This is a genomic window from Maribacter litoralis, assembly GCF_003075045.1.
Classification (GTDB): Bacteria; Bacteroidota; Bacteroidia; order Flavobacteriales; family Flavobacteriaceae; genus Maribacter; species Maribacter litoralis.
In genome coordinates this window covers 1,306,798-1,333,771 of the sequence record NZ_QCZD01000001.1, presented here as the reverse complement: position 1 = coordinate 1,333,771, position 26,974 = coordinate 1,306,798, and the positions used below count along the sequence as shown (strand labels likewise).

20 protein-coding genes are annotated in these 26,974 nt (G+C 35.7%); 12 read left to right on the top strand and 8 right to left on the bottom strand.

What is annotated here, in order from left to right:
• Positions 1-73 precede the first annotated feature (73 nt).
• A complete protein-coding gene (gene rimO / locus DCS95_RS06015; protein ID WP_116769875.1) occupies positions 74-1,375 on the top strand; it encodes a 30S ribosomal protein S12 methylthiotransferase RimO in 1,302 nt (433 codons plus the stop codon).
• Between the two features lie 7 nt (positions 1,376-1,382).
• On the opposite strand, the gene DCS95_RS06010 is transcribed toward rimO, so the two are convergent.
• The 4 genes from DCS95_RS06010 to DCS95_RS05995 all read right to left on the bottom strand — a co-directional run bounded on the left by DCS95_RS06010 (position 1,383) and on the right by DCS95_RS05995 (position 7,770).
• On the bottom strand, positions 1,383-2,606 hold the full coding sequence (locus tag DCS95_RS06010; RefSeq protein WP_116769874.1) for a DUF3999 family protein: 1,224 nt from the start codon (positions 2,604-2,606) through the stop codon (positions 1,383-1,385).
• On the bottom strand, positions 2,590-4,959 hold the full coding sequence (locus DCS95_RS06005) for a DUF2339 domain-containing protein (protein WP_116769873.1): 2,370 nt from the start codon (positions 4,957-4,959) through the stop codon (positions 2,590-2,592). The genes DCS95_RS06010 and DCS95_RS06005 overlap by 17 nt, the downstream gene beginning before the upstream one ends.
• Before the next feature lie 154 nt (positions 4,960-5,113).
• Positions 5,114-5,308 (bottom strand): DUF4177 domain-containing protein, encoded by a 195-nt coding sequence (locus DCS95_RS06000; protein ID WP_116769872.1) that lies wholly within the window; start codon positions 5,306-5,308, stop codon positions 5,114-5,116.
• Between the two features lie 8 nt (positions 5,309-5,316).
• Entirely contained in the window at positions 5,317-7,770 is a 2,454-nt protein-coding gene (locus DCS95_RS05995) for a M14 family metallopeptidase (RefSeq protein ID WP_116769871.1), read from the bottom strand.
• 173 nt (positions 7,771-7,943) lie between these two features.
• Here DCS95_RS05995 and bshC point away from each other — a divergent pair, with 173 nt between their 5' ends.
• Both bshC and DCS95_RS05985 read left to right on the top strand, forming a co-directional pair.
• The gene (gene bshC / locus DCS95_RS05990; protein WP_116769870.1) at positions 7,944-9,548 is read left to right on the top strand and encodes a bacillithiol biosynthesis cysteine-adding enzyme BshC; all 1,605 of its coding nucleotides are present in this window, start codon (positions 7,944-7,946) and stop codon (positions 9,546-9,548) included.
• A gap of 3 nt (positions 9,549-9,551) precedes the next feature.
• The gene (locus tag DCS95_RS05985) at positions 9,552-10,925 is read left to right on the top strand and encodes an ArnT family glycosyltransferase (RefSeq protein WP_116769869.1); all 1,374 of its coding nucleotides are present in this window, start codon (positions 9,552-9,554) and stop codon (positions 10,923-10,925) included.
• Here the strand turns inward: DCS95_RS05985 and DCS95_RS05980 are convergent.
• A complete protein-coding gene (locus DCS95_RS05980; RefSeq protein WP_116770178.1) occupies positions 10,922-11,467 on the bottom strand; it encodes a pyridoxamine 5'-phosphate oxidase family protein in 546 nt (181 codons plus the stop codon). The genes DCS95_RS05985 and DCS95_RS05980 overlap by 4 nt on opposite strands.
• Before the next feature lie 373 nt (positions 11,468-11,840).
• A complete protein-coding gene (locus DCS95_RS05975) occupies positions 11,841-12,566 on the bottom strand; it encodes an SIMPL domain-containing protein (protein WP_116769868.1) in 726 nt (241 codons plus the stop codon).
• A 73-nt stretch (positions 12,567-12,639) separates the two neighbouring features.
• On the opposite strand from DCS95_RS05975, the gene guaA reads away from it, so the two are divergent.
• Genes guaA through DCS95_RS05955 form a run of 4 tightly spaced genes read left to right on the top strand, consistent with a single transcriptional unit; the run spans position 12,640 to position 17,287 of the window.
• Positions 12,640-14,172: a glutamine-hydrolyzing GMP synthase gene (gene guaA / locus DCS95_RS05970; protein ID WP_116769867.1), complete on the top strand. Its 1,533-nt coding sequence runs from the start codon at positions 12,640-12,642 to the stop codon at positions 14,170-14,172.
• Between the two features lies 1 nt (position 14,173).
• Positions 14,174-16,360, top strand: a complete 2,187-nt coding sequence (locus tag DCS95_RS05965; protein WP_116769866.1) for a LysM peptidoglycan-binding domain-containing protein — start codon at positions 14,174-14,176, stop codon at positions 16,358-16,360.
• A 1-nt stretch (position 16,361) separates the two neighbouring features.
• Positions 16,362-16,766, top strand: coding sequence for an OsmC family protein (locus DCS95_RS05960; protein ID WP_116769865.1), 405 nt, complete (start codon positions 16,362-16,364; stop codon positions 16,764-16,766).
• Positions 16,754-17,287, top strand: coding sequence for a DUF922 domain-containing protein (locus DCS95_RS05955; protein WP_244178396.1), 534 nt, complete (start codon positions 16,754-16,756; stop codon positions 17,285-17,287). Before DCS95_RS05960 ends, DCS95_RS05955 begins: the two co-directional genes overlap by 13 nt.
• Before the next feature lie 62 nt (positions 17,288-17,349).
• Here the strand turns inward: DCS95_RS05955 and DCS95_RS05950 are convergent, their stop codons facing one another.
• Positions 17,350-18,219, bottom strand: a complete 870-nt coding sequence (locus DCS95_RS05950; protein WP_116769864.1) for a hydroxypyruvate isomerase family protein — start codon at positions 18,217-18,219, stop codon at positions 17,350-17,352.
• Positions 18,220-18,269: 50 nt separating this feature from the next.
• Here DCS95_RS05950 and DCS95_RS05945 point away from each other — a divergent pair, with 50 nt between their 5' ends.
• From DCS95_RS05945 to yidC, 3 genes are all read left to right on the top strand, one after another.
• A complete protein-coding gene (locus DCS95_RS05945) occupies positions 18,270-18,512 on the top strand; it encodes a DUF3820 family protein (RefSeq protein WP_116769863.1) in 243 nt (80 codons plus the stop codon).
• 50 nt (positions 18,513-18,562) lie between these two features.
• Positions 18,563-20,179, top strand: a complete 1,617-nt coding sequence (locus tag DCS95_RS05940; RefSeq protein ID WP_116769862.1) for a CTP synthase — start codon at positions 18,563-18,565, stop codon at positions 20,177-20,179.
• A gap of 90 nt (positions 20,180-20,269) precedes the next feature.
• On the top strand, positions 20,270-22,123 hold the full coding sequence (gene yidC, locus DCS95_RS05935) for a membrane protein insertase YidC (protein ID WP_116769861.1): 1,854 nt from the start codon (positions 20,270-20,272) through the stop codon (positions 22,121-22,123).
• A 245-nt stretch (positions 22,124-22,368) separates the two neighbouring features.
• Here the strand turns inward: yidC and DCS95_RS05930 are convergent, their stop codons facing one another.
• The gene (locus DCS95_RS05930; protein WP_116769860.1) at positions 22,369-24,396 is read right to left on the bottom strand and encodes a fasciclin domain-containing protein; all 2,028 of its coding nucleotides are present in this window, start codon (positions 24,394-24,396) and stop codon (positions 22,369-22,371) included.
• Positions 24,397-24,685: 289 nt separating this feature from the next.
• On the opposite strand from DCS95_RS05930, the gene mnmA reads away from it, so the two are divergent.
• Positions 24,686-25,876: a tRNA 2-thiouridine(34) synthase MnmA gene (gene mnmA, locus DCS95_RS05925; RefSeq protein WP_116769859.1), complete on the top strand. Its 1,191-nt coding sequence runs from the start codon at positions 24,686-24,688 to the stop codon at positions 25,874-25,876.
• Positions 25,877-26,032: 156 nt separating this feature from the next.
• Entirely contained in the window at positions 26,033-26,974 is a 942-nt protein-coding gene (locus DCS95_RS05920) for an NAD(P)H-dependent flavin oxidoreductase (protein WP_116769858.1), read from the top strand.

Genomic DNA, 26,974 nt, shown 5'->3' with positions numbered 1-26,974 from the left:
GATTACAAGTAAATTTGTCCATATCTAACGTTTTTAAATACCCAAATCGTATTTTTGCACCCCAATTTATATTATGAGGACAAAATCCCTTAAGAAGAACAAAATCAACGTAGTAACACTAGGTTGTTCAAAGAATGTTTATGATTCTGAAGTACTCATGGGCCAGTTGAAGGCAAATGACAAAGAAGTTGTGCATGAAGAAGAAGGAAACATCGTAGTAATTAATACATGTGGCTTTATTGCAAATGCAAAAGAAGAGAGTGTTAATACCATTTTAGAATATGTTCAAAAGAAAGAAGTAGGAGCGGTAGATAAGGTTTTTGTTACCGGTTGTTTAAGTGAGCGTTATAAGCCAGATCTGCAAAAGGAGATTCCTAATGTAGACGAATATTTTGGTACAAGTGAATTGCCCGGACTTTTAAAAGCTTTGGGAGCAGATTATAAGCATGAGTTGATAGGGGAGCGATTGACCACTACACCAAAAAATTATGCTTACTTAAAAATTGCCGAAGGTTGTGATAGACCGTGTTCATTCTGTGCAATTCCTTTAATGAGAGGTAAGCATAAGAGTACTCCGATTGAAGAATTGGTTACCGAGGCAGAAAAACTTGCCGGTAAAGGGGTTAAAGAATTAATTTTAATTGCCCAAGATCTTACATATTATGGTTTAGATCTTTATAAGAAAAGAAATCTTGCCGAGCTTTTAGAAGCTTTGGTAAAAGTGGAGGGTATTGAATGGATTCGTTTACATTATGCATTTCCAACAGGTTTCCCAATGGATGTATTGGATGTTATGAACAAGGAGCCAAAGGTTTGTAACTATTTAGATATTCCGCTACAACATATATCCGACAGAATATTAAAAAGTATGCGACGTGGTACTACAGAAGCTAAAACGACCAAACTAATTAAAGAGTTTAGGGCCGCTGTACCAGAAATGACGATAAGAACAACATTGATTGTTGGATACCCTGGTGAAACTGAAGAAGATTTCGAAATTCTTAAGAACTGGGTAATAGCAATGCGTTTTGAGCGTTTGGGATGTTTTACATACAGTCATGAAGAAAATACACATGCCTATACCTTGGTCGACGATGTACCTGAAGAGGTGAAACAAGAGCGTGCAAATATCATCATGGAAATTCAGTCCCAAATTTCTTGGGAATTAAACCAACATAAAGTAGGAGAAACGTTTAGGTGTATAATTGATCGTAAAGAGGGCAATTACTTTATTGGAAGAACTGAATTTGATTCGCCCGATGTTGATAATGAGGTTCTAATAGATGCTACAAAGCATTATGTAAAGCAAGGGGAGTTTGTAAATGTAAAGATTACAGAAGCCGCAGATTTTGATTTATACGGTGAACCGGTATAACTTTTTATTAAAGTTCTTTTTTCATCATACCGATAGTAAAGTATCCTAAAGTTGCAATAACAATGGCGATAATAACCCACAACCACCATTTGTTTTCAAATAGAGGGCTAGTATTTTCGATTTGGGGTTGAGGTATTTCAACTACATTTCCAAAATCTAACTTAGTGATATGTTTAGGTAATGAAATTGTGGTTTTTGAGATATCGTAATCGGGGAAATTGGCATTTGGTTTATCGTATACTAGAAAATAACTAGCCGGTTCTGTAATACGTGTTGTCAACGTATGTATATAGCCCTTCAGTTTTACATCGGAAATTTTTAGGGGTTGATTGTCATTATTTAAGATGATTACACGTAGCTTCTGGGCAAGTGTACCAGGTAATTGAAAGCAAGCTTCTTCCCTTGAAGAAAGGGTCTTTGTCGCTAAAGGTTTGTAATTATAAAAGTAACCTTTATCGGTCTTTACACTGTCTGCCATATACTGAATGGAGATAGGTCTGTAATAATCAATTTTATTATTTACGGTTAATTCTAACAAGTTTATAGGTACTCGATTTTCTAAATCTATATCTATAATGGTCTTTTTGTCTTCTTTGGATATACTAAAATCGCGTACACCATAATCTCTATAGGTTGCGGCCTTATTTGCTTTTTTTAAAATGTTTACTGATGTGAGATTCGGTTTTTCAGTGCTTTTAATCAATACCCTGTAATATTTATAATTGGTATCAGGGAATTTTAATGTGGTAAACGAATAGTCGGTTTGGTCATTATTAATGGACAGAATACGATAATCTTCTAAAATGGTAAACCACTGTTTTAAGTATTGACTTCCTTCTAATGTAACCATCCAATTAAAGTTTGGATCCTCAATGTTTAAGAAAATCTCATTGATAGTTTCTTTTTTAGGTAATTCATAAGTATAGAAATAACCTTTAGCATTATTTACGCTGTTAAATAGGTTAAATGAAATTTTAGAATTTGCATTTTTGGCCTTTGACACTTTATGAAGATATGGTGCTTCAATGGTATCGGAAGCAGTAATTCCATACACACGAATATCACTCATGTTTCTATTTACATCTTTAAATACAATGTTCGGTATTTCAATATTGTGCCATAGACTATCTATACCTTTCAATTCTATTTTTTTTGAATAAGTATCCATCTGTCCAAAACAGAAAGAGGTTATCAAAATAAAAAGTATGTATAAGCTATTCTTTGGTTTCATCTGAAATAATGTTTTTGTATTTGTTATACAGGAATGAGATAATCAATAATAATATTCCAAGAGAAACGAATACGATTGTTTTAGAGATAGTGTTTAATGAAGAAATATCATAGAAGAACAACTTAATGAGGGTAAGTGAGAAAAGAATAATAGCACCAATACGTAAGTATTTCTTCTTTTTCCAAATACCCAATGCGATAAGTAGCAAAGCATATACGCCCCAAAGAATACTGAGTCCTAATTTGTATGATTGATTTGATCCTGCAATATCCATCAAATTGAGCAATTCGCTACTTGTTACCCAAATGATAGAGATATGCAATAAAATTTCAAAGGGAATTTTGTAATTGATTTTTAGTTGCTGATTCTGTGCTATTTTGTAAATAGTGAATAGCAAGAATGAAAAAACGGCAAATGAAATATAGCGGATGTATATGTTATAAGCTCCTACGTTATAATATTCCGCTAGCTCTTGTGAGATATAATTTTCACGTAATTCACTTAATATATAAAGTCCGTTCGTTAAAAAAATAAATGTGGCTAATAGTGCTGCGGTTATCGTAACAATACCTAAAGTCTTATTTTTTATTTTAAATCTGTTGATAAGACCTAAGGAGCCTATAAATATCATTGTATATAATATGAGCCAAATAGATTCAAAATCCTTAATGTTATAATTGTATTCTGGATAATTACCAGCCGAGCTATCAATATCAACTTTTGATGCTTGGTAGGTATTGCTCCAGTACTGTTCTATTTCAAGATATATAGAAAAGTATAATGTGCTTAAGAACAAAACAGGAATACCGATTGACATTATTTTTTGTACTACAGATTTTTGGTCCAGACCAAATTTTACCTGAATCCAATTCATAAAGCCAAATGCCGAGGCACATAGTATTGAAGTTAAAAAAGTGGTGTTTGCAATAACGCTCCATTCATTCGACGACATACGCCAAGAGTAACTTTCTCCCCAATCCATCGTTAGACTAAAAAATGCCAACCCGGCCATGATATACGAAAGGTATTCGTAAAAGCCTACCTTTTTAGTGCGACCTATCCAAAAAAGAAGTGCGGCTTCAAAGGCCCAGATCAAGGTTACCCAATTACCGTCTAATTGTACGGGTACGGCTATGGTGATAAAAGTAAGCACAAAACCAGCGGTTAAGAAGAACAGCTTTCTGTCTGCCAATTTTCTTTTAAAAATAATGACGGTAATTGCAAAATGAATCAATGCATTAAATACCGTAAAAAGACCTAAGTAATTTTCTCCCCCTTCATACTCGTATAGCCAGGCGATTCCAAAACCATAAAAAATAAAGGAGTTCAGCATAATCAAAACAATATCCCCAACTTGAAATTTGTCGGTTTTAATCAGTTTGAACGCCAAGAATGTTGCGTAAAATATTGTAAAAAAGAGTGCTAAAAAGGTAACTCCTATATTCAGTTTTGGAGCGCTGAACGAGTAACTATTTTCAACATACCAAAAGCTATAAATAAGCCAAGTGAATGCGAAAGAAACATAGTACAGCGATTTCCAATATTTCTTGAGGGATATCACTAATATTCCAATATTGATCAATGCGATATAACCGAACAAGATGGTAACATTTCCAGAATTGTTACTTAATAAAAATGGCACCGCGTAAGCTCCAACTAAACCTATATGGGCAATTACCGATTTATTATAATTGAGTGCTGCTACTACCCCAAAAACAGTACATAAGAGCATAATTCCAAACGCAACCAACTGCGGAAAAAGTGCATAGAGGTCATAAGCTGCAAATGTTATAAAATATAATATCGCCAAAGCCCCACTAACGAGAACGGCACTATAGCTTTCATATTTGGCTTTTAGTTTAAATCCGAATCCTAACAAACCTAAACCTACCAAATACCCTAGTATAATTCTGGTAAGCGGACTAATTAAATTATTTTCAATGGAGTATTTAGCACCTATAACAACTCCTATTACCGTAATTAAAATTCCAATTTTATTGATAAGGTTTTCACCAATAAATTTCTCAAGATTGGATTTGCCCTTTGGCTTGATTATGTTCTTTTCAATAGTAGTTTTAGCTTCCTCTTTAGCTATTGTAGGTTCAGCAATTGAAGAAATTGATTTTTTTATGGTATCCGTTGTTGGGGCATTTGCAAGTTCTTTATTAGAACTTTCTTTATGTTCTGTACTTGGCTCGGTAAGAGGTTCATTGAATTTTATTGACTGGGTGTTTCTAAGAATTTGAATATCCCTACGTAATTCATTTACCTCAATATTGAAATCCTGCTGCTTTTTCAGCAAGATATCAAGTTTTTGCACTAATGCATTTATTTGGTCTTGGTCGTTAGCCATATGCGTTGGTTTTTGCCTTAAATATTAAGGTCTTCTATTTAAACGTAAAAGAAGCGAATTTGTTGGCAACTGTACGGGAGTGCAATTAAATGAATATCCCTAAAACAAATTTAATCGTTTTAGGGATATTTAAATGTGATGGTTTTGCTATGCGTTACTTTTCAAAATATAAATAAATATACATGGCGGCACCAAAATTAGAGGTATCGGTAGAGGTTAATCTCCAGCCATCTTTGGCATATGCATCTAACTTTTCTTGAATTTCTTTGTTAGATGATTTTGCGATATGATACTTATCGAATGTAAGTTTAGAGTAGTAAATAAGAGTTTCAACTTTATATTGCTTCATAATATCTTCTATTTAACCATGAATAAAGCGTTTGCAAAAAATAGTTTTCCATTTTCCCAGAAACCTCTAAATAAAGGGTTGTCTACCATGTAAATAACCTGACCACGACCCATTTGCTCAGTACCGTAAATTAGGGTTTCGGCAATTTTTTTCTTTGCTTCGCTACCTGCGAATCCAGATACCGGTTCGTTATTGCCTTTGCTTAAATACACTGCGCTACCACTTTCTAAGTAATTATAAGAACGTGCTCCTAGTTTTAATGTGAAATAGGTGTCGTCGTAACCATAAGCTAACGGATTTGTATTATCGACAGTTGCTTTAAAAATAGCACCGGTTATAGCAGATTTAATTTGTTCTCTTTCAGAAACTTCAAAAGACTCGATCGTAGTAGAAGAATCTTTTTCCATTTCTTTTTCAGAAAGTTTAAAATCTTCGTCTTTAGCTGTAATGCCATCAATGGCACCACCCATGGCAATTAACTTTCCGCCTCGCTTTACCCAGTCTTTTATTTTCTCTTTAGTATAAGAATTTAAAAAGCTGTTGTAACCACGGCCATCTGGTAATATTAAAATATCATATTTAGAAAGGTCTACACGCCCAAAATAACCTTCATCAAGCACAGAAATGGGGTAATCTAATTGTTGTTCAAAAAAGTTCCATATTTCTCCAAAACGTAAGGTTGAGGTTGGTTCTCCAGAAAGTACGGCAATTTTTAATTTTTGAATGACATCTACATAACCAGAGCCAAAATCCTTTCCGCTTTCTACAAACCCTGTATTGGTTGAAATTACATTTTTAGAATTATTGATCGATGCATTTTTAAGAATGTCATTGAAATCTTTTAAATGCTTATTATCACTTTTGGTTATGATCAGTGTACCACGTTCATGAGAAATACCGTCTAAGGTAAAAGGCTTATGGGCGTAACGTACCCGTACATTGTTTCTTAATAGCTCTGCCAAGAATTTGGCATCTTTCATACTGTTCCAGTCCGCTAAATAGGCATAGCTATTCTCCATCAAAACTCCGTATTCAGTTCCGTTGTGAGGGGGATAGGTTTTACTGACAGTACTTTCAGAAGCAAGAGCATCTAAACCGTATGCATAAGGTAAAGACCATGCGGTGATATCGTAAGTAACCGAATCGCTTAATTTCGCAGAAGGCTCAAATAGAACTTTAACCAATGTACTTTTTGGCTGGTTGGTAGAAATTACCAAACTTTTTTCGGTACTTTTTATTGTTCCAGTTTTACCTGTGTTATAGTTGTACCCTTTAACCGTTGCGTTCGTACCTGCTTGGAATTCAATTTCATGCTTGTTCAATAAATCTGCCAAGGCTTCAATTTTATCAGGATTACCATTTAGAACATAGCTATTGTACTTGTAGTCTTTGTTCAAATAGAATTTCTTGAATTCGTCGTTAAGTTTAGCAACGTTATTAGCGGCTACTTCAACGGTAGATAAACCTGTAGTGTGGTGATGTGCAATTCTATCTTTTAGTGTAAGGGTATCGCCAATGCTGGTAATTATGCCTAAACCGGCACGACCACTGCCACCTTGTTCGTAAGTCATACCTATTCCTCCATTATAGGTTGGGTACGTGTCACCATAACTTGGGTATAAAAGATCAAATACTTCTTTTGTAAAATAGAACCATCCGTTTTCATCAAAATATTTAGCATGATTCTTTCCAATGGTTTCTTGAAATTCTCTTTGAAAATCGGTAATTACCTCATGAAAAGGTTCCGCAGCCGGAGCAAAGAAATATGGATTATCAACTCCTTGCTCATGAAAATCTACATGTACGTGAGGCAGCCATTTATTAAATTGCTTTAAGCGTTGCTGACTTTCTACTTGTGTTAACCACGCCCAATCTCTGTTTAAGTCGAACATATAATGGTTGCTACGACCGCTCCACCAATTTTCATGATGTTCCTTGCTTTGAGGGTCAACTTGGTTGGGAGCGTTTTTAAATTGGTTATACCAGTTTACATAACGATCTCGCCCATCAGGGTTGATACATGGGTCTATTAAAACCACAATGTCTTCTAAATATTCACTTTTACTAGTGAACAAGTCGTAAATTGTTTGCATTGAAGCTTCGGTACTTACGCTTTCATTACCATGTACGTTATAGCTAAGCCAAACAATAGCTTTATTTGGAGACCCTTCGCCGTTTAAACCTTTCATATGCTCTTCCCTAATTTGCTTTAGGTTTTGCATGTTTTCCTCTGTAGAAATGGTTGCCAAAATCAATGGTCTACGTTCGTTGGTCTTACCGTATTCAATAAGATTCATACGGTTTGGTTCGGCTTCTGCCAAATATTGATAGTAATCTACGACTTCATGGTGTCTAGTAAATTGTGTGCCTAATTCATAGCCTAAAAACTCTGAAGGTGATTTTAATTGCGCCAAGCCCAAAATCGGAATAAGGAGCAAAGCAATGCGTAAAGTTAGTTTCATATAGGTTTGTTTGTATTCTGAGTCAGCCAAATCTATTAAATTAAATGCAATTTGTATCTGATCTCATCTGTAATTCGCCGAGTAAATAGGTATTTAGCGGTATCGGTAATTAACTTATATTTAGGAAATGTAAAACGAAAGGGTTTTATATTTACCAAGATTTTACTTTTTATATGGATATTGACTGTTTGCCCATAGCAAAAACGGGCTATTTTTCGAAACTGATTTGCGATTATATTGCCGCTGATAACGATCTTAAACCATTGTATAATCGATTTCCCGATGTAGAAGGTTTTAAAGGTCAAATAGAAGAAAAGGGTAAATATTTTACTCAAGCACAAAGAGATGTACTGTACAATGCTTTGACCGTTCAGTATCAGAAAACAGATACCTCTAAAAAAACTACGGCAAACATTGAGCTATTAAAAGAGGAAAATACCTTTACCATAGTTACGGGCCATCAATTGAACTTATTTACTGGTCCGTTATATTTTCTGTACAAGATTATCTCCACGATCAATTTGACCGAACAATTAAAGAAAGAATATCCAGAAAATAACTTTGTGCCTATTTATTGGATGGCAACCGAAGACCATGATTTTGAGGAGATCAATTATTTTAATTTCAAGGGATTAAAATTTCAATGGAATAAGGATGCTTCAGGTGCTGTAGGGCATTTACCTACGGAAGGATTAGATGAAGTTTTTAACTTGTTTTCGAAAACAATAGGGGACAGTAAAAACGCAAATGTTTTAAAGCGACTTTTTGAAAGTGCCTATTTAAAACATGATAACCTTACGGAAGCTACCCGTTACTTGGCTAATGAGATCTTTAAAGATTATGGGTTGGTCATTGTTGATGGAGATGATGTTAACTTGAAAAAGTTGTTAGTACCGTACATGAAGAAAGACATTTTTGAACAAACGGCGTTCGAAAAAGTGTCGGATACTATTCAAAAAATAGAGCAAATATCTTCTGATTATCCGGTACAGGTAAACCCTAGAGAAATAAATTACTTCTATTTAAAAGAAGGAATTCGCGAGCGTATAATAGAGAGTAAGGGTGCCTACGTGGTAAATGATACTTTAATTTCTTTTGCGAAAGATGAGTTGATCGATGAGATGGAAAATTTTCCTGAAAGATTTTCTCCGAATGTAATTGCCAGACCTTTATACCAAGAGGTTATTTTACCCAATCTTTGCTATATAGGCGGTGGTGGTGAAATTGCATATTGGCTAGAATTGAAGTCGGCTTTTGAAGCTATGGATGTTCCTTTTCCAATATTATTGGTAAGAAATTCTGCTGTGATCATCACTGAAAAGCAAGCCGACAAATTAGAGCGAATGAATATATCTAAGACTGATATGTTTTTAAAGCAGAACAGCTTGATCAATAAAAAAATTAGAGAGATTTCTAATATCGATATAGATTTTTCTCCGCAGAAAAAATTACTGGAAGAGCAGTTTAAAGAGATGTATGTGCTTGCTGAAAAGACAGACAAATCTTTTTTAGGTGCCGTTAAGGCTCAGGAAGTAAAACAGAAAAAAGGATTGGATGCCTTGGAGAAAAGATTGCTACAGGCACAAAAAAGAAAGCTGAAAGACCATGTAGTTCGTATGACCGAGCTTCAAAATGAAATTTTTCCGAACCAATCGTTACAAGAACGCCAGTTGAATTTTTCCGAGTTTTATTTAGCATACGGCGAAGATTTGATTCCCATGCTTTTTGAAGCTTTACAACCTTTAGAATTAAGTTTTACCGTTATTACCCAAAAGTAGATTATGGGCAAGACCGTATCTCTAAATAAGATTACCGTACTTGCCATTGTATCTTTTTTAGCCATTTCCCTAATAACTTTTTTTAAAAGTGCTTTAGAACTTGAGGATGCAGAACAGGCGTATTATTCACAGTGGTTACGTTGGGGTTATGACGATCAACCTCCACTTTATACGTGGTTTCAGTACATCTTAAATATTATTTTTGGTACGGCTAAGCTATCTTTTTCGCTGTTAAGAGGGGCGCTGTTCGCTAGTACTTTGCTCTTGATATATCGGTTTTCAAAAGAAAGGATTAAAGACATTGATAAAGCTAATCTATCGGTGTTAATATTGGTTTTGGTGCCCGTATATATCGATTTTACATTCCGTAGATTATCGCATACCAGTTTATTGTGTTTGTGTATTGTTGCTTCATATTATTGTATCCAACTTTTATTACAACGTAAGTCGCTATTAAACTATTTGCTATTTGGTGTAGTAGTAAGTATTGGCATTATGTCTAAATACAACTATGCATTTTTTTTGGTGACATTTGCTCTTGTTTTCTTATGGGATAAAGAATTGCGAAATGTGGTGTTAAATATGAAAATGCTGATTTCGTTCTTACCAACCATAGTGATTGTTAGCCCACATTTGTATTGGTTGTTAGGACCAGACGGATTTCAATCTTTTTTAGAATCGAGTATTCAAGAAAAAATTGGGGCAGAGACAGAAAGCAAAGAATTTTCATTACTAACAATAGCTATTTATTTGAAAGGGGTTTTTGCATTGTCTTTTCCTATTGTTGCGTTGCTCATATTAGGTGTGCTTTTGAAGAAAATATCCTTCAATAAAAATAAATTGCATTGGTTCTCTAAAATGTTCTTCATGCAATTATTGGTGTTGGGTATATTTTTTCTTGTATTTCAAAGTCAGAAAGTTGAAACAAGGTGGTTGCTTCCATTGTTTATTCCGTTTGTTGTTTTGCTTTTCGAAACAGTGAGTTTTAAGAATAACCGAAAGATGGTTAACGTTGGGTATATCGTTTTTTTAGCCGTTATTCTATTGCAAACATTGAGAACACCGGCAGAGAAATTATTGAATATACAATCATCTGTACATTTCGGATTTGAGCCAATTGCAAATAAGCTGGTTAGGGATTATGAGGAGTATCAATGGGTATTGCCAAATGTGACTTATGCAGGTAATGTACGATTGTTACATTCAGATAGAACGATATTTTCGGCGGACGATTATTCCTTGAAAGATTCAGAATCGATTTCTAAAAAGCGCATTGAAGTAACCATTCATCCATCCGAAGAAAACAATAGAACTCCTGTTGATAGTCTAATTAATTTTGGTAAGGATATGGAAAACCTATATTTCTATACAGATTAAGGAACCAGAAATTCCCCATTCCAAGAATTGTCTATTTTTTCGAATAAAGCCCTAATATGGTTGGGTCGTTTTAGTTTTAAATATTCAATTTTTGTGGGTACTACATCTATTATACAGAAATAATTCTCCTTCTCGATATATGTTACATAATCGGGATTTTTGATTGGGCTACCGGGGCTTGAGTTGGTGATGTAGTCTTTTTTGCTATTGGGTTGAATAGTTAGCCATGTTGAAATCAATCTATCTTTATCGGTAACAACTATTGCTGATCCTTCTATTTTTAATTGTAACATTTTTTCAGGATGATATAAAAGAAAGCTTACCTGATCGTTAGTGTTAATATGGTTTATTTTCTGGGTGCGGCTATCGGTATAAATAGATAAGCGTAAATTTTCACTCACTTCACGAAGAACTACGGTGCGTAATCTTGCTACGGTTTCATCGCCTACGGTTGCCATGGTAATGAACCTAAAAGGGTGACCGTGTTCTGTAACTCCCTTTTTAATTTCACTGTTTAACTCGTCAAAAAATGAATTGATCATACCGATAATATATTTAAATGTAAAAATAAATGAAAAAGTGGGTAGGGTAATTGTTTTGTTGGTTGTTATAAAAGTAATAGCTGTGAAAAAGAAATTGATTATGGTCAATTTTTAGCTTTTGGTTTAATTTGGTTTAATTTGGTTTTTGATTTATTTAAAAGCTCGGGGTGGTTTCCGAGCTTTTTTAGTTTGTATGTGTAAGGCTTTGAGAAAAAGAGCGACAAAGTATTTGAATACAAATTGCTATGAAAAAGATCTTTGATGTATTCGGTTTGATATTTGATTGATGAAAAAGCCCGGTTGATTCCCGGGCTTTTATATTGTATATTGTTATTTTTCAGATCGGTATATGTAATTGATCAAAGTAGTACTGTTACTTTACTTTGTATTCTAAGCGCATGGTAATTGAGGCGGTCTTGTTTTTAGAAGAGGTGTTATAGGCGCCTCCCCAGCTATAATCTTCACCAGAATTTTGACCGGTTATTTGAAAAACACCCATGTTGGCAGAAACTAAATCCCCTAAATTACTACCTGCATTTTCAGCAATTTTTTCGGCACGTATTCTTGCATCTTCGGTCGCTTTTGAAATCATTTCTATTTTAAGGTCTGCTAATTTTGTGTAATAATATCTTGGGGGAGAGGAGTTAAATTGCACCCCTTTATTCAGTAGTTCGGTAATTTCTCTAGAAACACCTTCAATTAAAGCAACATCTTCAGATTCTATTTTTAAGGTTTGTATCAATTGGTAACCTTTAAAAATACTACCCACGTAATTGCCATTTTCATATTGGTTGTCGCGCATTTCTGAAGTCTGAACACTATTGAAAATAATACTATTGGGGTCAATACCCTTAGATGTTAAATATTCGCGAACAATCTCCTTATCTTGGTTTAATTGATCAAAGGCGGTTTTTAAATTGGTACTATTTGTAGAAAATTGACCTTCCCAGACAATGAGGTCCGAGGTAAAATTTTCATTTCCCAATCCCGTTACAGAGATCATTTGAGGCGGGTTTGCCCTTTGTATATAAGCGTTACCTAAAAAATATGCAGCGATAACTATTGCAGCTCCAAAAATAATTGCACTAATGTGTTTCATGAAAAATATTTAAATCGAGTCTAAATATATTAAAAGATACTTTTCAAGAACGGTCAATTTGCTATTTTTGCCCATGCAAAATAAAGTCCTTATACTAGATTTTGGTTCACAGTACACCCAATTGATTGGAAGACGCGTACGTGAGCTGAATATTTTCTCCGAGATTAAACCTTATAATAAATTACCAAAAGACCTTTCTGAGTATAAAGCGGTGATCCTTTCTGGCTCTCCTTTATCGGTAAGGGGTGAAGATGCCGTACATCCGGATCTTTCTGAAATTAGAGGTAAAAAACCTTTATTGGGTGTTTGTTATGGCGCGCAATATTTGGCACACTTTAATGGTGGTAGTGTAGAAAAATCGAATACTAGAGAATATGGTCGTGCAAACCTTAGTTTTGTAAAGGATAGCGAACCATTTTTCGATAAAGTAGTAGCGGGTAGCCAAGTATGGATGAGCCATGCGGATACCATTAAACATTTACCCGAAGATACTGTTCTTTTGGCGAGTACGCACGATGTTGAAAATGCCGCTTTTAAGTTTAAGGGCGAAGAAACCTATGCTATACAATTTCACCCAGAAGTATATCATTCTACAGATGGAAAACAGGTGTTGGAAAACTTTTTGGTGAATATTGCCGGAATGGAACAAACTTGGACTCCCGACGCATTTGTTGATAAAACGGTTACGGAATTAAAAGAAAAGATTGGCGATGAAAAAGTGATCTTAGGTTTATCGGGCGGTGTAGATTCTTCTGTTGCTGCCGTTTTGTTGCATAAAGCTATCGGTAAAAACCTGCACTGTATATTCGTAAACAACGGACTTTTGAGAAAGAACGAGTTTTCCGATGTATTAAGGCAGTATGAGGGTATGGGGTTAAATGTAAAAGGAGTGGATGCTTCGGCACGCTTTTTGGATGATTTAGCCGGAGAGAGCGATCCAGAAGCTAAAAGAAAAACTATAGGTAGAGTATTTATCGAAGTTTTTGATGATGAATCTCATTTGGTAGAAAATGCAAAATGGTTGGCACAGGGCACCATTTATCCCGATGTTATAGAATCAGTATCAGCAACCGGTGGCCCGTCGCAGACTATTAAGAGTCATCATAATGTTGGTGGTTTGCCAGATTTTATGAAATTGAAAGTGGTTGAGCCTTTAAAAATGTTATTTAAAGATGAGGTAAGAAGAGTTGGTGCTAGCTTGGGTATAGATAAGGCGTTATTGGGAAGACATCCTTTTCCAGGTCCTGGTTTGGCAATACGTATTCTAGGTGATATTACACCAGAAAAAGTGGCTATTTTGCAAGAAGTGGATGCTATTTTTATCGATGGATTAAAGAAATGGGGCTTATACGATAAAGTATGGCAAGCAGGAGCCATGTTGTTGCCTGTTAATAGTGTAGGTGTAATGGGAGATGAACGTACCTACGAAAAATGTGTGGCACTTAGAGCAGTGGAAAGTACTGATGGTATGACTGCCGACTGGGTTAATTTACCATATGAGTTTTTACAAAAAACATCAAATGATATCATTAATAAAGTCCCTGGCGTAAATCGTGTCGTATATGATATAAGTTCTAAGCCGCCAGCAACAATAGAATGGGAATAATATGAAATATATATTTAATCAAGTTTACACTATATGTGCATTTTGCATTTTGGTCTCTTGTACCGCAATGGCTCAAAAGTTTGATACACATGCAGTAAAAAGGGGAGAAACCTTAGAAAGTATTTCTAAATTATATGGGGTTTCTACCGAAAGTATTTTACAGTATAATAAAGAGATAAAAGCCGGTCAAGATTTAAGACCAAATACCATATTGGTGGTACCTGGTTCTTCGGTAGTATCAAAGCCAGCTAATAGCTCTACTAATAATACTACGGTATCTGATCAAGAATCGGTAACTTCAAGAGAGCCTATAGGTTTTACCGAGCATCGTGTAAAGAAAAGAGAGACCATTTTTGGAATTACTCAAATGTATAATATTACCGAAGATGAACTAAAAAAATATAATCCGGTATTATATGCCTCACCACTTCAAAAAAAGATGGATTTGCGTATACCTAAGTATGCGGCACCCAAGGAAGAAGATTTGGGTATAAATGAAGATGATTTTGAGAAGTACACTGTTGCTGCTAAAGAGACCAGATGGAGTATTGCCCACAAATACGGTATTACCATTGATAGCATGTTGGTTTTAAATCCTGGTTTATCTAAAAGCGATAGTTATTTGTCTGAGGGGTATGAATTATTGATGCCTAAAATTGCCGGTAGTACGGTAAAGAATCAAGTTACTCAGTTATATACATCTTATACGGTACCTGCTAAAATGAACTTCTATCGCTTAGAAAAGGAGTTCGGGGTAAAATCGGACGAAATTGTACGCCTTAATCCAGAAATTACTGAACGCGGCGGATTAAAAGAAGGTATGGTGATCCGTATTCCTGAGCAAAGAGTGGAAACAGGTGAGATTAATACGGATAATTATATCTTCTACGAGGTTAAACCAAAGCAAAATGAGTTTAGATTGACTAGAAAATTCGGCATGACCTGGGCAGAATTGACTCAGTTGAATCCAGATTTAAAAGATGGGCTAAAAGCAGGTATGATTTTAAAATTGCCAAAAGATAAAGTTGGCGATTTTGAGGTAAAAAATGCTTTGGTATTGGATAAGGTGAATCTATTGGACAGTATCAATGTAGCTGTAAAACCAAAATTATTGTTCATGTTGCCTTTTAGGTTGGATAAGGTGAATTTATCAGATAAGGAAAACGCTGAAAAAACCATAGATTCAAGACGTGATATGACCATTAGTTTAGGGCTATATTCCGGTGCATTGGTGGCTATAGATTCTTTAAATTCCTTAGGGGTTTCGGTAGATGTAAAAACTGTTGATAATCAATTGAGTTTAGCTAAGACCAAAGAGATTTTACAAGGCGAGCAGTTAGGTGGTTACAGCGCTGTTTTCGGTCCTTTAGATGTGCCTTCGTTAAAAGAGACTGCCGTTCAGGCATCGAGGTTTAATGTTCCTGTATTGGCGCCGGTTACTGCAAATAGTGATATCGGTTTAGAGAATGTATTCTATTCTTATACAGATGAAGAAGTATTATGGAAGCATATGTTGGATTATGTAGAGAATACCCATGAAGATGAAACACTTTTGGTTATTGCTGATGAAAACAATAAAAAGGAAAAAGATGCTATTCTAGAGCGTTTTCCAAATGCAAAAGTGGTGGTTGTAAAAGAAGAAGAGAAAAATATTGGTATTAATAGGGATAAGTTGCAGACCTTACTTTCTGATCAAGTTCCTAATTGGGTTTTTGTAGAATCGGATAATTATAAGTTGATAGCCAGTGTGGTCTCTATATTGAACTCTTTTAACAATACGGCTTTTGATCCGTTATTGGGCAAGGATAAAGTTAGTGTGCGTATGTTTACTACTGACATGAATCCTGCATTTGAAAATGATGTGATATCCAATACTCATTTATCAAATTTGAAATTCACATATCCTTCGGTGAATAAGGCGGTTGCCAATAGTTCTTTTGTAGATAACTATAGAAAGCGTTTTGGTGATGATCCTAATAAATATGCGGTAAGAGGTTTTGACCTTACCTATGATTTGTTGTTGAAACTGGCTTATAAAAACAATTTATTGGACGTTTCTAGATTTATTGGAGAAACGGAATATAATGGTAACAAATTCAATTATCAGAGAAAGGGAATTGCCGGTTACTACAACCAATCATCTTATATTATGATGATGGACGATTTAAGAATTAAAACAATAGAATAGCATGACATCTAAAGTAACGTACAACGGAGAGTTGAGAACAGAATGTGTTCACTTAAAATCTAACGATTCATTCGTTACCGATGCTCCAGTAGATAACAACGGATTAGGGCAGGCATTTTCTCCTACTGATACGGTCGCTACAGGTTTGGCAAGTTGTATGTTGACTATGATGGGTATAAAGGCAAATGGTCTGGACGTTGATTTAAAAGGAACTACGGCATCCGTTACTAAGCATATGGCTGCTTCTCCTAGAAGAATTGCCAAAATAGAAGTTGAGGTGCATTTGCCGCAGCAGGTTTCAGAAAAGGATAGAAAGATTTTGGTGCACACGGCAAATACTTGCCCTGTGCACTATAGTCTGCATCCGGATATTGAAAAAGTAATCACCTACCATTGGGACCTTTAAGAAATACATACTATTTATTCCTTTTATTGATTACGTTCGGCATAGTAGCTGTTCATGGTCAAGAAGAAGTGGAATGGTCTCCAGATTTTAGATTTACTTGGAATGATTTCAAAGGTAAGGTACCTGCTGGTTCAGGTGCTGCAGCCACTACCGCAAGCGGTATCAGTTATGATTTCTCCACATACTACGAACATGGTGAGATGAAGGTTGATTTCAATGTCTACGCCTATTTTTACCCAACAAAATCATGGTACAAGCCAGATATTAGTAACGATGTAACCTTATTACATGAGCAATTGCATTTTGATATTACAGAGCTTTATGCACGTAAACTCAGGGAAAAATTGGATAATGCTACTTTTACCGATAACATTAAGGAAGAAGTTCGTAAAATGTATAAAGCAACAATTCGGCAATTGAACGATTTTCAGAATAAGTATGATTCCGAAACCAATTACTCGAGAAATTTGCCGGTTCAAGAACGGTGGGTGAAAGAAATAGGGGAGGCACTTAAAAAATAAAATAGTCATTAAAAAAGCACCTTGTATTAAGGTGCTTTTTTAATGTAAGTAACTAGTTGTAATTAAATATCACAAATGGTTACTCCTTGCTTTAAGGCATCAATTTTATTTTTCCAGCTTGGTACAAATTCTTGAGCAACATGACCTTTATAGCCGGTTTTTAGAATTGCTTTCATTACCGCAGGATAGAAAATTTCTTGGGTTTCATCAATTTCATGTCTGCCTGGGTTACCACCTGTGTGATAATGTCCGTAATATTGATGGTAGTTTTCAATATTTCTAATGATATCGCCTTCCATTATTTGCATGTGGTAGATATCGTATAAAAGTTTAAAATGTTCCGATCCAATTGCTTCGCAAAGAGATACGCCCCATTCAGAAGTATCGCACATATAATCTTTGTGGTCAACTTTACTGTTTAACAGTTCCATTTGCAGCACAACGCCATGTTTTTCGGCTAATGGCATTAATTTTTTTAGACCGGTAGCACAATTTCGTAAACCTACAAGATCATCCATACCGTTTCGATTTCCGCTAAAGCAAATAAGATTGGTGTATCCTGCCTCTGCTACCAATGGTATTACACGTTCGTAATCTGCAATAAGTTCATCGTGCAAAGAGAGGTCGTTGAATCCCTTTTCAATACCCATTCCTGCGCCCCAGCACATCGATGCGTGTATGTTGTATTTTTTTAAAAGTGGAAACTCATCCGGTCCTACTAAATCTATAGATCTAATGTCCAGTTCTACTAAATTTTTAAGAAAATCTTCAAAAGGGATGCTTCCGTAGCACCAATAACAAACACTATGGTTTATATTGTACTTAAGTTTCGCCGTGGTTTCAGTTTTTTTATTGCTTGCCACTGCGGTAGAGGTGGTTAAGAAACCAACAGATGCAGCTGCTGAGGTTCCTATAAAACTTCTTCTTTTCATGTTGTTTTTGAGTTGTTGATTTTTTAAAGATAATTTTTTTAGAATTAAAAATGGAAATAAATCCTGATAGGGAAAAATTAATAGAACTAGCGCATTATAGAATGCCATTTGGTAAGTATAAAGGAAGGTATCTTGTAGATTTACCAGAGCCATATTTGGTGTGGTTTCAACAAAAGGGTTTTCCTGATGGTAAATTAGGAGATTTGTTGCGATCTATGCTAGAAATCAAAACAAACAGCTTAGAATCGATAATTCGAAAAATACAAAAACATTTTCCTAAGGAAACCCGTTAAGTTCTATCCTCAATTTGTAACTTTGTCTCCCGTAACATAGAATTCGATACATGGCACAAACCAAATACATCTTCGTTACGGGAGGCGTTACTTCTTCGTTAGGAAAAGGCATTATTGCTGCATCTTTGGCGAAATTACTGCAATCTCGCGGATACAAAACTACCATTCAAAAACTGGATCCATACATTAATGTTGATCCAGGAACCCTAAACCCTTACGAGCATGGCGAATGTTATGTAACCGATGATGGTGCAGAAACAGATTTAGATCTTGGTCACTATGAGCGTTTTTTAAACGTTCGTACTTCACAGGCAAACAATGTAACTACTGGAAGAATTTACCAAAGCGTAATTGAAAAAGAACGTAGAGGAGAATTTTTGGGCAAGACCGTACAAGTAGTACCTCATATAACAAATGAAATAAAAGAGCGTGTTCAAGTATTGGGCAATAGTGGCGAATATGATATTGTTATTACCGAAATTGGTGGTACGGTAGGTGATATTGAATCGTTGCCATACATTGAAGCGGTTCGTCAACTTCTTTGGGAACTTGGAGATAACAATGCTATTGTTATTCATTTAACTTTGGTACCCTATTTATCAGCTGCAGGTGAATTAAAGACCAAACCTACACAACACTCTGTAAAAACATTGATGGAAAGCGGTATAAAAGCCGATATTTTGGTATGTAGAACAGAGCACGAAATTTCCAATGATATAAGGGAAAAATTGGCACTTTTTTGTAATGTAAAGCGTGAAGCGGTTATACAAAGTATAGATGCATCTACCATTTATGATGTGCCTTTGTTAATGCAAGAAGAAGGTTTAGATACCGTAACCTTACAAAAATTGGCATTGCCTAATACCGTAGAGCCAGATTTAGGTCGTTGGAACGAGTTTTTGGCTAGGCATAAAAATCCTAAAGATGAGGTTACCATTGGTTTGGTAGGAAAATATGTAGAATTACAAGATTCATATAAATCGATATTGGAGGCATTTATTCATGCAGGTGCCGCCAACGAAGTTAAAGTCAAAGTAAAATCTGTTCATTCTGAATATATTACCGCAGATAATTATAAGAACAAACTAAAAGGATTGGATGCTATTTTAGTAGCGCCAGGTTTTGGTGAGCGTGGTATAGAAGGTAAAGTAAAAGCCGTTGAATATGCCCGTGTAATGAACATTCCGTTTTTGGGGATTTGTTTGGGTATGCAAATGGCGGTAATTGAGTATGCACGCAATGTTTTAAAACTTGACAAAGCAAACTCGACCGAAATGGATGAAAATACACCAGATCCTGTAATCAGTATTATGGAAGAACAGAAAACCATTACCGATAAAGGAGGTACAATGCGTTTAGGTGCTTGGGATTGCGACTTAAAAGATGGTAGTTTGGTTAAAGAAATGTATAATGGAGCTTCTCAAATATCTGAGCGTCACCGTCATAGATATGAATTTAACAATGCCTATTTAGAGCAATTGGAAAGCGCCGGACTTTTGGCAACAGGTTTCAACAAGGAGACTAATTTGGTTGAAATTGTGGAGTTAAAAGATCACCCGTGGTTTATTGGCGTGCAATATCACCCAGAATACAAAAGTACCGTTGCTAACCCGCATCCGTTATTTGTAGGCTTGGTAAAGGCGGCTTTAGACCATAAAAAGGCATAAAGTAATGCCACATTGGCATAAACTTCATATTTGGGCATATATTTGCAATCTTAAAAACTCAAAATATTCCCAATTAATTAGAAACACCACATGGAAGAAAAGAAATTTGATGTACAATCCATCATAGGCTTTGTGCTTATTTTTGGAATACTCATCTTCATGTTTTACCAAAATAGACCTACTCCAGAAGAGTTGGCTGCTGAAAAGGCAAAACAAGAGCAAGTAGAAGCTGCAAAGGCATCTGAGAATACAGAAACAGAGGCAGTTGATAACAACGTGTCACAGTTAGATTTACAGGATTCTACTGCAGTTGCCAATTACCAAGGTAAATTGGGTGCTTTTGGATTTACAAAACCATCAAACGATATCACCACCTTAGAGAACGATGTTCTTTTATTGAAAATAAGTAATAAGGGCGGACAGATCGTAGAAGCGAAAATGAAACAATTCGTAACCTATGATTCTGTACCGGTATATTTGGTGAAAGATGGTAACGCTTCTTTTGGATTGGATTTCTCTACATCTGATAATAGGGTTTTGAATACTGCTGATCTGTATTTTGAACCTGCTATGACCAATGATAATGGTAATCAGGTTTTGTCGTTGAAAGCAAAAACATCAAACAATCAATACTTGGAGTATAGGTATGTAATGAAGCCAAATGATTATTTGGTTGATTTTATGATCAAATCTAAAGGATTGGATAATGTTATAAGTACAAGTAAACCGGTAACCTTAGATTGGAAATTAAAAGGGATACGTCACTCTAAAAGTATTCAGTACGAGAATAGGTATACACGTTTAACTTATAATCACGAAGATGGTAAAATCAGTAAACTATCTGAAGGAAGTGATGATGAAGAAACTGAAGAAGATGTAAAGTGGATTTCGTACAGACAACACTTCTTCTCTAGTATATTGGCTGCAGATGAGCCTTTTAAAAGTGGAGATTTAACTTCAGTTAACTTAGTTGAGGAGGAAAGCAGAACTTTTGGCTTTACAAAAGAATACGCTTCAGCTTTACCCGTTGAATTGGAAGGCGGAGAAATTTCAAAAGATTTACATTGGTATTTTGGTCCAACGGATGTTGATACACTTTCAAAATATGAAGATTTAGGTTTAGACGATTCCATTCCTTTTGGTTGGGGTATTTTCGGTTGGATCAACCGTTATGTGTTTACACCATTTTATGGTCTTTTAAGTACTTATTTCCCTTATGGTATCGCTATTGTTATCATGACGATTTTAGTCCGTTTGGCAATGTCACCGGTAACTTATAAGTCGTACTTATCGCAGGCGAAAATGAAGGTGTTAAAACCTGAAATAACCGAGTTGGGTGAGAAGTATAAGGATAATGCTATGAAAAAGCAGCAAGAAACAATGAAGCTGTATGGTAAAGCTGGTGTAAGCCCCATGAGCGGTTGTATACCTGCGGTCATACAAATGCCGATATTCTATGCGCTTTTCATGTTTTTCCCTACATCGTTCGCGTTGCGCCAGAAATCATTTTTATGGGCAGATGACCTTTCTTCTTTTGATACCATCTATCAATTTCCAGAAGGATTCTCTATACCGTTTTATGGTGACCATGTAAGTTTGTTTCCAATTTTGGCATCGATAGCAATATTCTTTTACATGAATATGACTACGGGTCAAAATATGCCAACACAGCCAGGTATGCCCAACATGAAATTTATCATGTACTTAATGCCGTTTATGATGTTGTTTTTCTTCAACAACTATGCGAGTGGTTTGAGTTTGTATTATTTTGTATCTAACTTAATTACAATAGGAATCATGTTGGTGATAAAGAATGTGATCATAGATAATGATAAGATTCATGCTCAGATACAAGAGAATAAAAAGAAACCTAAAAAAGAGAATAAGTTTCAAAAGAAAATGCGCGAAATGATGGAGCAAGCAGAAGCGCAAAAGAAAAAATAAATCTTTTTGAATTTTATATTATAAGAAAAGCCCTTTCATTTTTGAAAGGGCTTTTGCCATTAAATAGAGTTGGTTTGGTAAGATTTGGGATGATAAAGATGTAATTAATTTAAGGTTCAATAAAAAGTTAGTTGTCAAGGGTGGCTAATTGTATGTTAAAGGGGTCAATGCTGATGTTAGTAATTTTAAGGCATAAAAAAACCTTCCGGATTATAGGAAGGTTTTTAAAACTTGAACTTAATTTATTACAATGCATCAAGAGCAGCTTGTGGTAACAGAACTTTGTTGATGACATGAACAACACCGTTGCTTGCTTCCACGTCTGCAATAACCACGGTAGCATTGTCTTCGCTGGCATCTTCAACATGTACCGTACCGTCTTCCTTAATATTGATGCCTACATTTTCTCCTTGAAAAGTAGTAATTGACTGTCCGTCGCTCAGGTCTGCCGCATTGGCAGCGGTATTGGCGACAACATGGTAGGTAAGAATGGTGACCAATAGTTCTTTCTCTGCTTCTGTATCGAAATCAGCAAGACTATTGTAGTCTTCGCCTAAAGCATCTAAAAGAGCTACAAAAGCAGCATTGGTCGGGGCGAATACAGTAAATGGTCCATCACCGCTCAAGGTTTCTACCAAGCCTGCGTCCGCTTGTACAAGTGCATCTACCAATAGGCTCAAATCATCAGTTTCAACTGCGATTTCAACTATAGTTTTCATGTTCATGGCGGCTAGCATATCTAACACTTCTTGAGGTAAAATTACTTTGTCTATAACATGAACTACACCGTTGCTTGCCTCTACATCTGCTAAAGCTACATTGGCGTTGATCTCTGTGGCGTCCATAATTTCAACACCATTGTCAGATAAAACTATGGTTATATTTTCTCCTTGAAAAGTTTCGATGGCTTGCCCATTGTTTAAATCAGTGGAGAACGCTGCGGTGCCGGCAATAACATGATATGTCAATACCTTTGTCAACAATGCTTTTTCCTCGTCTGTATCAAAATCGGCAAGACTATTGAAATTATCACCCAAGGTGTCAAGTAAATCTGCGAATGCAGCGTTTGTTGGTGCAAATACCGTAAAAGGTCCGTCACCATTCAGTGTACCCACTAAGCCTGCATCTGCTTGAATTAGTGCATCTACCAACAAGCTTAGGTCATCTGTGGCAATGGCTGTATCGACAATAGTTTTTAATTGCATGTTCATTACAAAATCTATAGCCGTTTGTGGTAACAATACCTTGTCTATTGTATGGGCGATACCGTTAGAAGCCATAATGTCTACTCCGGTAATGTTCGCATCTATATCAGAAGCATCACCGATTACAAAAGTATCTTCAGAAGTAATAACCTCTATACTATTATCCGCTAAGGCAGTAGTAACCGGTCCAGCTGATAAATCTGTAGAAGCTACCTCTGCTGTAATAACATGATATAGCAAAATGTCTTTCAGCAAAGCAATTTCTTCAGTTGTATCAAAATCATCAAGGCTATTGTATTCATCACCTAATATATCCAGTAGAGCAACGAAAGCATCGTCAGTAGGAGCGAAGACTGTAAATGGACCGTCTGAACTTAAAGTAGTAACAAGGTCGGCTTTTATAATTGCTGCTTCTAAAAGGGAAAGAGGCTCTGTAGCTACAACAATATCTACTAAAGTGCCATTTTCCATTTCGTCATCTTCATCGTTTAAAGCATCGATGATAGCTTGGGGCAGTAAAACTTTGTCAATAACATGTACTACACCATTACTTGCCTCTACATCGGCAATTACCACTTTGGCATCGATTTCCGTAGCGTCATCGATATAAACGTCTCCATCAATATTAATGGTTAAATCTTCGCCTTGTACGGTAGTAACCATCATGCCATTGGTTAAATCGGTAGAACTTGCAGCAACACCTGCAACAACATGGTAAGTTAAAATAGTAGTCAATATTTCTCTTTCTTCATCGGTATCAAAGTCAGATAAAGAATCAAAATCATCAAGTTGGTTCAATAAAGAGGTAAATGCATCATTAGTGGGAGCGAAAACGGTAAAAGGACCATCGGAACTTAGTGTTCCAATTAAATCTGTACCCTCAGAATTGTCTGCAGTGGTTAAAGCTGATACAAGTGAAGATAAAGCATCTTCGGCTTGAGCAGTTTCAACTATGGTAATATCATTTGACTGTATTATATCACCATCATCGTCATCACTACATGACAATGAAATCAATACAATGAACAGTATCGGTAAAAAGTTGAGTAAGCGATTCATTTTTTTCATAACTGTGTTTTTAGGAATGTTTAATTAAATTTAAGATAAGTAAAACATAAATTAATTGATTAATTGTTATTTAAGTGCATTTAAAAGTACATTATATTAATTTTGTTTAATTAATTTTTAAAAAAGTTTAACAAAATATTTTTAATTAAAAAAGATTCAGTAGCTATTCTATCTGTTGGACTTCAAACTTTTTACATATTCTCATTAAATGAATATTGGGTACGCATAAATTGAAAAAAACTGACTTTGTAATGAAATTTTGTAATTTTGTTGCGACCAAGATGTAGAGATGAAAAAAGTAGTAATAGGACTTTCTGGAGGAGTAGATTCAAGTGTAGCGGCATACTTGTTAAAAGAGCAAGGATATGATGTTATTGGCTTGTTTATGAAGAATTGGCATGATGATTCGGTAACGATATCTGAAGAGTGCCCATGGTTAGAGGATAGTAATGATGCATTGATCGTAGCGGAGAAATTGGGTATACCGTTTCAAACCGTGGATTTAAGTGCCGAGTATAAAGAACGTATTGTTGATTATATGTTCAAGGAATATGAGATGGGCCGTACTCCAAACCCTGATGTATTATGTAATAGGGAAATCAAATTTGATGTCTTTATGAAAATAGCCATGCAATTAGGGGCAGATTATGTAGCTACAGGTCATTATTGTAGAAAAGGTACTTTGCAAAATGAAGATGGTTCTGAAACCTATCAGTTATTGGCAGGAAAAGATGGTAATAAAGACCAATCTTATTTCTTATGTCAACTTTCGCAAGAGCAATTATCTAAAACTCTATTTCCAATAGGCGAATTGACTAAACCGCAGGTAAGGGAAATTGCGGCAAAAATGAATTTGATCACTGCAGATAAAAAAGATTCTCAAGGTCTCTGTTTTATAGGTAAAGTAAGACTGCCCGAATTTTTGCAACAACAGTTGAAGCCAAAGACAGGTAAAATTGTTGAGGTGCCTGCCGGCTTTGATGTATATGAGAGAGCTACTCCCAATTTTAATGATAAAAAATCTGAACTGGCATATTATGCCGAAAAACCGGTGTATCATTTATCCGATGGTAAAATAGTTGGTGAGCATCAGGGTGCACATTATTTTACAAAAGGGCAGCGCAAAGGGTTACATGTAGGCGGTACAAAAGAACCTTTATTTGTAATAGATACCGATGTTAACGAAAATATCATTTATACGGGTCAAGGTAAATCTCACCCAGGTTTATATAGAAGAACATTATTTGTAAAGGACGAAGAGATCCATTGGGTACGTGAAGATCTGGCATTGAATATTGATGAGAAACTAACAGTGAAAGCGCGTATTAGGTACCGTCAAGAATTACAGGATGCTACTATTTATAGGGTTGAAGGTGGAATGTATGTAGACTTCGAAGAAATGCAGTCCGCAATAACAGAAGGTCAATTTGTGGCGTGGTATTTAGAAGATGATTTAATAGGTTCTGGGGTAATTTCTTAACCATCATTTTACATTTTAAAGGGTATAATAGTATCTTTAGAAAGTAACTTAAATCTCAATTATCGAGATTTAAGTTTACTACACTTAGATTATTATCTAATTCAACTGTTCATTACAATGCCTTGCTGAAATTCATCAAGGTAAGTCCTATAAAACATGCAAAATAGAATTACAGAACTTTTCAAGATAGAATTTCCTATTATTCAAGGAGGAATGATTTGGACCAGCGGCTGGCGGCTTGCCAGTGCTGTATCTAATGCTGGTGGTTTAGGTATAATTGGAGCCGGTAGCATGTATCCTGATGTTTTACGAGAGCATATTCAAAAATGTAAAAAAGCTACTACTAAGCCTTTTGGGGTTAATATTCCTATGTTGTATCCTGACCTTGACAAATTGATGGATATTATTATTGAGGAGGATGTGAAAATTGTATTTACATCAGCAGGAAATCCTAAAACGTGGACATCCTTTTTAAAGGAAAAAGGAATTACCGTTGTACATGTAGTCAGTAGCTTAAAATTTGCATTGAAAGCGCAGGAAGCAGGTGTAGATGCAATTGTAGCAGAAGGCTTTGAAGCGGGCGGGCATAATGGACGAGATGAAACTACAACCATGGTTTTGATTCCTGCGGTGAAAGAACATATTCAAATACCTTTAATAGCAGCGGGTGGTATAGCTAACGGTAAAGCGATGCTCGCAGCAATGGTTTTAGGTGCAGACGGCGTGCAGGTTGGTAGCAGGTTTGTTGCTAGCGAAGAAGCATCTAACCACATGAACTTTAAACAGGTAGTCGTTGATGCGAAAGAAGGAGCTACGCATTTAACATTAAAAGAACTGGCACCTGTTCGGTTGGTGAAGAATACATTTTACAACAAAGTACAACAAGCATACGCTGAAGGAGCGACTACCGAAGAATTAAAGGCTTTATTAGGTAGAGGTCGCGCCAAAAAAGGCATGTTTTTAGGTGATTTGGAAGATGGCGAGTTAGAAATAGGTCAGGTATCGGCTTTGATACATGATATAAAACCAGCAGGCGAAATTGTTAATGATATTATGAGTGAATTTAATAAGAGGAAAGCAGAACTTTCCTCTTTGTAG